We start from the raw sequence: 8,009 nt of genomic DNA, 5'->3' as shown, positions 1-8,009 counted from the left end.
ACACAGCCCAGGAAGTCATGAGGCTCATGGTCGGAGCGTATCGGCCACTAGCTCCTCTCGCTGGTGCGATCGCCAACCACCGTCGTTCGTCTCGCTTGCCGATCGGCGGCCGGGCAGCGGCTCGACAGCAGCGGGATCTAGAGTGCGAACTGTGCTCGTTCCGTACGATCCGTCCTGGCCCGACCAGTTCGAAGCTGCCGCTGAGGAGATCCAGAAGCTGGGGAACAGCGTTTGGCTCGTCGAGCACATCGGCTCGACGTCAGTTCCTGGTCTGGCCGCGAAGCCAATCATCGATCTCGCAGTCCGGGTCTGCGACGGCGCAGATTTCGACGCCCACCGCCAGCGCTTGGAAGCTGGCGGATGGGAACTTGGAAGCAGCGTGCGTTCCCATCCCGTGATGGTCTTCGAGCGCGACGGGCGACGACTTCGTATCGCACACTTCTTCACGGCAGACGACTGGGAGCACAACAACCAGCGCATCTTGCGGGATTGGCTCCTCAGCCACCCCAAGGACATGAGGCGTTACGAGGCGGCGAAAGTTGCTGCCGTAGAGGGAGCTCAGCAGCCCGGAGCTTCGTATAACGCAGCCAAGAAGGCAGTCATCCAGTCCATCGTTGATCGTGCCCGAGCTGACCGAGGTCTTCCTTCCGTACCGGTCTACGACAAGTAGCGGTGTGTCCGGCGGGCGGGCGGCAGAACGTGCCCGTGAGCCGGTGGCTCAACGAACGCGACCGGACGCGCGTTGCCCTGCCCGGTAATCAATCGACTTTGAGGGCGCCGATCGTCGTCAGGGCTGCAGTGCGCGACTCATTTCAAGCAGCCGCATCGTCTGATTGCCGGGACGGCGGTCGCCGAGGAGCTGTAGGGGACGGTATCGGCCGGTGGGATGGAAGCCTTGCCGCGAGTAGAAGCGCATCGCTGGTACCGCGTGCTCGTAGACGTACAGCCGCAGAGTTGGGCCGCGTCTGGCAGCCCAGTCAACGACGTTTTTCAGGAGCGCGTCTGCGATGCCATGACGACGGCCTCGGAAGTCGGGGCTGACGTACACCCCGGTGAGTACCGGGGCCATCCCGTCGACATCACCGTGCTTGGCGCTCATCATTCCCACCCAGCGTCCTGATGTGCGCTCGATCGCGGCCACGCTTGTCGAGTCGGGGCCGTCCCCGCGCTTCGCGCGCAGCCGCCAGTCGCTCTCCGTCATGTGGAGCGTGTACTCCAGGCTGGCCCCGTATGAGATCGGATTGTCGGTCGCATTCTCGATGCGAAGCTCGCGAACCCGCTCCCAGTCATCCTCGGTGGTGGTGCGGATCAGGAACAGCTGGGCCATGCAGCCACGGTAGCGATGAGCAGCGTCCCGGAGACCGGTCGCCCAACAGACGGATTAAACAGCGAGGGCCTAACGGCCGGCGACCAGCCCGGCGACTGTCGTATCGAGGTGGAGATTCTGCGGACTCAGTTCGCTAGCAAAGGTTCTCCCATCCGCTCCTACGAGACCGTGCTGCCAACACCGATAGAGGGTGTGCCACCAGCGCATGACACTCTGCACGACGCGGAGTCGACTCGCCTTCAGCGTCTCCTCCGACAGCGTTGTCCAGCCGCCGCCTTCGGTTATGGCTCGGCGTTCCGCCTCTTCCCAAGGCACCCATGCCGGATCTACTTGGGCAGTCTTTCCGCGCAGCGCGTCCAAGTCCCGGTAGCGGCCTGAAGTCGCGGCCCAGGCGTCCAACGCAGCGAGCACATCACGCCAGTAAGAGTCGTCCAACGTTTCCGCGACGAGCTCTCGTAAGTACGGAACGGCGGACTTGGACGCAGCAGCAAGAGAAGCGAAGACCCGACCGTCCAGTTCGCTGATCGCGTGCCCTCCGGGCCCGGCTCCAAACTTCGGGTCAACTTGACGCCCAGAGCTCTCCTCGCCGAGCAGGTAAGTCACCTTCAGAACGCGCTCGACGCCCTGCGAGAGCTGAGTGAAGACAGCACCGGGTTGGCGCGCTTGCCATGAGGGGCTTGCTGCTTGATTAAGCCCAAGGGCGAGTTGTTCGGTGGCCGTCGATATCTCGCTTGCCAGATGCATCGCTCGTAGCACTTGTGCATTCGGACGATTGGCCATGTGAGCAGGGTATGGCTGTCCCCTCGGCAACCGGCTTCTGGACACCAGGATCAGTCCCGATAGCCGGTCGTCCACCGGCACACCGCTGGCGGCGACAACCACGACAACTTCCCCGTGTCTTGTCTGACCTGGGGATTCCCGCATGACTGTCCCGCGAAAATGCCCGGTGAAGGGGCGCTAAACGCAACACCGTTCACGCGCCCGCGGAAGGGCGCGGCACTTCCAGTCGGGTGACGCCAGCGCGGAGGCCAGATCGCTGCGCGTCCCGCTCGAGCACGACCCCGCAGAACCCCATGTCCACGCGACAACAACCTAGCGCGCACGGCACGCTGCTCCTGACGACCCTGACTGAGGCAGCACCGAGGAACGCGCTCCGGCGACAAGTTGTACGCGAAGGAGACAAGTTGTGTGCGCGGCGACAGGCTCCTACTGCGGCATGTCGACGAACCGCGAGAACATCCCGTGGAACGCCACGGTGATGGTGTCCGTCGGCCCGTTACGGTGCTTCGCCACGATCAGGTCCGCCTCACCCTGACGTGGGTTGTCCTTCTCGTACGCCGACTCACGGTGCAGCAGGATGACCATGTCGGCGTCCTGCTCGATGGAGCCGGACTCACGCAGGTCGGAGATCGCGGGCTTCTTGTCGGCACGCTGCTCGGGCCCACGGTTCAGCTGCGACAGGGCGATGACGGGCACCTGGAGCTCCTTGGCCATCAGCTTCAGGGCACGCGAGAACTCGGAGACCTCTTGCTGGCGGCTCTCGACCTTCTTGCCCGAGGTCATCAGCTGCAGGTAGTCGATGACCACGAGCTTCAGGTTGTGCTGCTGCTTGAGTCGACGGCACTTGGCGCGGATCTCGACGAGCGTCATGTTGGGGGAGTCGTCGATGAAGAACGGGGCGTCGTTGATGCGACCGCGGGTCTGCGCGATGGTGGTCCAGTCGCGGGAGTCCACGGTGCCCTTGCGCATGTTCTGCAGCGGCACGCTGGTCTCGGCGGAGAGCAGACGCATGGCGATCTCGGCGCGGCCCATCTCGAGCGAGAAGAACGCGGCGGTCTGGTCGTGCTTGATCGCGGCGGCGCGGCACAGGTCGAGGGCGAGCGTCGACTTGCCCAGCGCAGGGCGGGCGGCGACGATGATGAGCTGTCCGGGGTGGAAGCCGTTGGTCAGGCCGTCGAGCTGCGCGAACCCGGTCGGCACGCCGGTCATCTGGCCGTCGCGGCCCTTGGCGGCCTCGATCTCGTCGAGGGCGGCGGAGATGGCGTCGGTCAGCGGGACGTAGTCCTCGGTCTGCACACCACCGGCGACGTTGTAGACCTCGGCCTGGGCGCTGTTGACGAGGTCGGTGACCTCACCTTCCGACGCGTAGCCCATCTGGACGATGCGGGTGCCGGCGTCGACCAGCCGACGGAGCACGGCCTTCTCGGCGACGATGCCGGCGTAGTAGCCGGCGTTCGCGGCGGTCGGCACCATGCTCGTGACGCTGTGCAGGTACTCGGCGCCGCCGGCGCGGGACAGCAGGCCGGTCTTGGTCAGCTCGTCGGTGACGGCGATGACGTCGGTGGGTTCACCGTGCGAGTAGAGCGACAGGATCGCGTCGAAGATGACCTCGTGCTTGGGGACGTAGAAGTCCACGCCGCGTGCGGTCTCGATGACGTCGGCGACGGCGTCCTTCGACAGGAGCATGCCGCCGATGGTCGACTGCTCCGCGAGCATGTCGTGCGGCGGGGTGCGTTCCATGCCGCGCTCCGCGTAGTCCTGCGGTGCGGGCTCAAGATGTGCGATCGACACACGCTCTCCTCTGTTGACGACACGGACCGGAACCGGCGGGACAGCACCCACCGGCCGGAACCCGCACCCCTGTTTCTACCCCCGGCGACCGACATCCCCGAGTCGCTGGCCCAAGGTACGGCCCGAGAGTTATCCCCAACAAACGGCCCTGTGGATAACTCTGTGGAGAGGCTGCGGAACACGCCGGACTGCTGTGTGGACAACTGTGGAGGAGCCTGTGGAAAAAGGCCCGTACGAACACACTTTCGACCGCTTGACCTGGGCTTTTGTGTTGCACACGGTGTGTGGAAAAGTGGGGTTCAACTACCCCTTGAAGGTTCCGATTTGACACGTTTCCACTGTGTAAAACGACTTGACAAGCACCCCTCCTGTGGGAAGAGTTCTCGGCCCGCTCCCAGCCAGCCTGACCCCGCATGCAACGTAACCTGCCAGCCGAGTCGACCCGCGCCTCCAGGCCGGTGACCGTCTCGGCGACAGCCGTACGACAAGCCGCGCGACCGCCCCTGGAACGCAACGACGGGCGGGCCTCCCGGAGGAGACCCGCCCGTCGTGGAGCGGAACGTCAGTGCTACTTGGCAGCGACGACCTGGAGCGAGATCACGGCAGTGATGTCCTCGCGCAGGCGCACCGTGGCCTCGTGGTCACCGACGGTCTTGATGGTCGCGGGGACCTCGACCTTGCGCTTGTCGAGCGAGCCGACGCCCTGCGCCTGGACGGCGTCAGCGACGTCGCCCGGACGGACGGAACCGAACAGACGACCGTCCTTGCCGGCCTTGACCGACAGGGTGATGGTCGCGTTCTCGAGCTTCATCTTGAGGTCCTGTGCCTCTTCGATGGTGGCGAGCTCGCGCGCGGTACGCGCGGCACGGATCGACTCGACCTGCTTCTCGCCGCCCTTGGACCACGCGACAGCGAAGCCCTGGGGGATGAGGTAGTTGCGGGCGTAGCCGTTCTTGACGTCGACGACGTCACCAGCGGAACCGAGGCCGGAGACCTCGTGGGTGAGGATGAGCTTCGACATGTGTCGACCTCCGATCAGCGGCCGGAGCCGGCGTAGGGGAGGAGCGCCATCTCACGGGCGTTCTTCACGGCACGGGCGATGAGGCGCTGCTCCTGGACGGAGACGCCGGTGATGCGACGGGCGCGGATCTTTCCACGCTCCGAGATGAACTTGCGAAGGGTCGCAACGTCCTTGTAGTCGATGACGCCGACCTTGATCGACTTCGCGGGAGCAGCGTTCTTGCCGCCCTTGCCGCGAGGCTTCCGGCGGTCGCCGGTGCTCTTTCCAGCCATAGTGATTTGTCCTTAGAAGAAAAGTTGTGTGTCCGTCGGAACCGGGAGGGTCAGTCCGGAACTCGCAGTTGCCGCTGTCAGGCGGCGCTGCGTGCTCCGATCAGAACGGGGTCTCGTCGTCGAAGTTGCCGCCGGGGGTGCTCCACACGTCGTTCGACTGTGCGTTGCCGCCACCCTGCTGGCCGCCCTGGGGAGACCAGGGCGCGTCCGACTGAGCGCCACCGTTGTTGTTCCAGTTGCCGCCGCCGTTGCCCGCGGGGGCGTTGCCGCCGCCGCCGACCTGGCCACGACCGCCGCCACTGCCACCCGCTGCGCGGGTGATCTGTGCGGTCGCGTAGCGGAGCGACGGGCCGATCTCGTCGACCTCGAGCTCGATGCTCGTGCGCTGCTGGCCCTCACGGTCCTGGTAGGAACGCTGACGCAGACGACCCTGCGCGATGACGCGCGAGCCCTTGGTCAGCGACCCCGCCACGTGCTCGGCGAACTCGCGCCACACACTCGCACGGAGGAACAGCGCGTCGCCGTCCTTCCACTCGTTCGCCTGACGGTCGAACGTGCGAGGGGTCGACGCGATGGTGAAGTTCGCCACGGCGAGCCCGTTCTGCGTGTAGCGCAGCTCGGGGTCCGCGGTGAGGTTGCCCACCACCGTGATGACGGTTTCGCCGGCCACGGGTTACTCGGCGCTCGCGGTCGCGGTTGCGGCCTGGGAGGCGTTGGCGGCCTTGCGGGCCGCCCGTGCCTCGTCACGCTGCTTCTGGGCGGCGACCTGCGCGATGCCCTCTTCAGCGCGGAGGACCTTCGTGCGGAGCACGGCCTCGGAGAGACCGAGCTGACGGTCGAGCTCCTTGGCGGCCTCGGGCGACGACGTGAAGTCGACGACGGCGTAGATGCCCTCGGACTTCTTCGCGATCTCGTACGCGAGCCGGCGACGGCCCCAGACGTCCACGTTGTCGACGGTGCCACCCGCGTTGCGGATCACGGCCAGGAACTTGTCCAGGCTGGGAGCGACGGTGCGCTCATCGATCTCGGGGTCGAGGATCGCCATCAGTTCGTACTGGTGCATGCGGAACCCACCTCCTCTGGTCTCAGCGGCCCCGGGCGGTTCCCGGGGCAGGAGGGTTGATGCATGTGCCCCAGACCACGCAGGTGCGCGAGGGGCAACCTGCGTAGCCTACCGGACTGCCTGGAGGCGCGCCACCGGCCTGTGGAGAACGGTTCCGCCCGTCAGGCGGTCGCGTCTCAGGCGCCGGTGGCGCCGGTGCCGCCGGTCTCGCCCCGGGCGGCCCACCACGCGCGCAGGCGCTCCTCGGCGGTCTCCTCGCCGAGGGGTCCTTCGTCCATCCGGGCCTCGAGCAGGAACCGGTAGGCCTCGCCCACGGCACGCCCCGGCGGGATGTCGAGGATGCGCATGATGTCGTCACCGGTCAGGTCCGGACGGATCGACTCGAGTTCCTCTTGTTCCGACAGCACCCGGATGCGTTCCTCCAGGTCGTCGTACGCGAACGCCAGCCGGTCGGCCTTGCGGCGGTTGCGGGTGGTCACGTCCGAGCGGGTGAGCTCGTGCAGTCGCTCGAGCTGGTCCCCGGCGTCGCGGACGTAGCGGCGGACGGCCGAGTCGGTCCAGGCGCCCTCGGTGTACCCGAAGAAGCGCAGGTGCAGCTCGATCAGCCGGGACACCGCGGCGATGGTGTCGTTGTCGAAGCGGAGCGCACGGAGTCGCTTCTTCGCCATCTTCGAGCCGACCAGGTCGTGGTGGTGGAAGCTCACGGCGCCGCCGGGCTCGAGCTTGCGCGTCGCGGGCTTGCCGATGTCGTGCAGCAGCGCCGCGAGCCGGAGCACGGTGTCCGGGGGATCGCCGGCGTGCCGCTCGGCCTCGTACCCGATGGCCTGCTCGAGCACGGTGAGCGAGTGCTCGTAGACGTCCTTGTGGTGGTGGTGCTCGTCGACCTCGAGCCGCATCTCGGGCAGCTCCGGCAGGAACCGCTCGGCGAGGCCGGTGTCGACGAGCAGCCGGATGCCGGGGACGGGGTCGCTGGTGTTGAGGAGCTTGACGAGCTCGTCGCGCACGCGCTCGGCGGACACGATGTCGATCGACGCGACGAGCTCCTGCATCGCGGCGCGCACGTCGTCGTCGACGGTGAACCCGAGCTGGGACGTGAACCGGGCCGCGCGCATCATCCGCAGGGGGTCGTCGCGGAACGAGACGACCGCGGTCTGCGGCGTCCGGAGCCGGGCGGCGAGCAGGTCCTCGACACCGCCGTGCACGTCGACGAGTTCGCGGGCCGGCAGCCGCAGCGCCATGGCGTTCACCGTGAAGTCGCGACGGAGCAGGTCGTCCTCGATGGTGTCGCCGAACGCGACCTCGGGCTTGCGGGTCTCGCCGTCGTAGACGTCGCTGCGGTACGTGGTGATCTCGACCTGCTCGCCGGCGACCCGTGCGGCGATGGTGCCGAACTGGCGGCCGACGTCCCACGTGGCGCTCGCGATGGGTTCGACGATCCGCAGGATGTCGTCGGGCCGGGCGTCGGTCGTGAAGTCGAGGTCGGTCACCGGACGGCCGAGGAACGCGTCACGGACGGGCCCGCCGACCAGGGCGAGTTCGTGTCCGGCGTCGGCGAAGGCCCGAGCGAGGAGGTCGACGGGCTCGGTGGTGGCGAGTGCGTCGAGTCGTTCGACGGCCTGGGCAACGGACTGCATGACGGTGCTCATCCTCCCAGATCGAGGCCCCGAGTTCTCCACAAGCCGCGCGCGCACGGGTCCTGTTCATGGTCGCGCCTCATACACTCGTGCTCGGCCCGAACCGACCCCGTGGCCCGCT

The 8,009-nt window shown here is 67.0% G+C and carries 9 protein-coding genes; 1 reads left to right on the top strand and 8 read right to left on the bottom strand.

The window, feature by feature from the left end; translation table 11 throughout:
- The first annotated feature begins 151 nt into the window (after nucleotides 1-151).
- Nucleotides 152-670, top strand: a complete 519-nt coding sequence (locus tag ASF75_RS15130) for a GrpB family protein (protein ID WP_056072712.1) — start codon at nucleotides 152-154, stop codon at nucleotides 668-670.
- 117 nt (nucleotides 671-787) lie between these two features.
- Here ASF75_RS15130 and ASF75_RS15125 read toward each other — a convergent pair whose 3' ends face one another.
- The 8 genes from ASF75_RS15125 to ASF75_RS15095 form a co-directional block, all read right to left on the bottom strand.
- Nucleotides 788-1,327 (bottom strand): GNAT family N-acetyltransferase, encoded by a 540-nt coding sequence (locus tag ASF75_RS15125; RefSeq protein WP_056072710.1) that lies wholly within the window; start codon nucleotides 1,325-1,327, stop codon nucleotides 788-790.
- A gap of 69 nt (nucleotides 1,328-1,396) precedes the next feature.
- Nucleotides 1,397-2,107, bottom strand: coding sequence for a hypothetical protein (locus ASF75_RS17785; protein WP_156463915.1), 711 nt, complete (start codon nucleotides 2,105-2,107; stop codon nucleotides 1,397-1,399).
- A 426-nt stretch (nucleotides 2,108-2,533) separates the two neighbouring features.
- On the bottom strand, nucleotides 2,534-3,898 hold the full coding sequence (dnaB, locus tag ASF75_RS15120) for a replicative DNA helicase (protein ID WP_031260130.1): 1,365 nt from the start codon (nucleotides 3,896-3,898) through the stop codon (nucleotides 2,534-2,536).
- A gap of 568 nt (nucleotides 3,899-4,466) precedes the next feature.
- Complete coding sequence (rplI, locus tag ASF75_RS15115; protein WP_017887835.1) at nucleotides 4,467-4,919, bottom strand: 50S ribosomal protein L9; 453 nt, start codon at nucleotides 4,917-4,919, stop codon at nucleotides 4,467-4,469.
- Nucleotides 4,920-4,933: 14 nt separating this feature from the next.
- A complete protein-coding gene (rpsR, locus tag ASF75_RS15110; protein ID WP_017887834.1) occupies nucleotides 4,934-5,191 on the bottom strand; it encodes a 30S ribosomal protein S18 in 258 nt (85 codons plus the stop codon).
- 100 nt (nucleotides 5,192-5,291) lie between these two features.
- Nucleotides 5,292-5,861, bottom strand: a complete 570-nt coding sequence (locus tag ASF75_RS15105) for a single-stranded DNA-binding protein (RefSeq protein WP_017887833.1) — start codon at nucleotides 5,859-5,861, stop codon at nucleotides 5,292-5,294.
- Between the two features lie 3 nt (nucleotides 5,862-5,864).
- Nucleotides 5,865-6,254: a 30S ribosomal protein S6 gene (rpsF, locus tag ASF75_RS15100; protein ID WP_056072707.1), complete on the bottom strand. Its 390-nt coding sequence runs from the start codon at nucleotides 6,252-6,254 to the stop codon at nucleotides 5,865-5,867.
- A gap of 176 nt (nucleotides 6,255-6,430) precedes the next feature.
- Nucleotides 6,431-7,888, bottom strand: coding sequence for a CCA tRNA nucleotidyltransferase (locus ASF75_RS15095; protein WP_040419842.1), 1,458 nt, complete (start codon nucleotides 7,886-7,888; stop codon nucleotides 6,431-6,433).
- Between the last annotated feature and the right edge of the window lie 121 nt (nucleotides 7,889-8,009).

The sequence above is a fragment of the Curtobacterium sp. Leaf154 genome (assembly GCF_001424595.1).
Taxonomy (GTDB): Bacteria; Actinomycetota; Actinomycetes; order Actinomycetales; family Microbacteriaceae; genus Curtobacterium; species Curtobacterium poinsettiae.
This window is presented reverse-complemented; position numbering and strand designations above follow the sequence as displayed.

Coding starts and splice junctions, on each gene's coding strand:
- ASF75_RS15125 (WP_056072710.1), bottom strand. CDS start 1,327: ATGGCCCAGCTGTTCCTGATCCGCACCACCACCGAGGATGACTGGGAG.
- ASF75_RS17785 (WP_156463915.1), bottom strand. CDS start 2,107: ATGGCCAATCGTCCGAATGCACAAGTGCTACGAGCGATGCATCTGGCA.
- rplI (WP_017887835.1), bottom strand. CDS start 4,919: ATGTCGAAGCTCATCCTCACCCACGAGGTCTCCGGCCTCGGTTCCGCT.
- rpsR (WP_017887834.1), bottom strand. CDS start 5,191: ATGGCTGGAAAGAGCACCGGCGACCGCCGGAAGCCTCGCGGCAAGGGC.
- rpsF (WP_056072707.1), bottom strand. CDS start 6,254: ATGCACCAGTACGAACTGATGGCGATCCTCGACCCCGAGATCGATGAG.
- ASF75_RS15095 (WP_040419842.1), bottom strand. CDS start 7,888: ATGCAGTCCGTTGCCCAGGCCGTCGAACGACTCGACGCACTCGCCACC.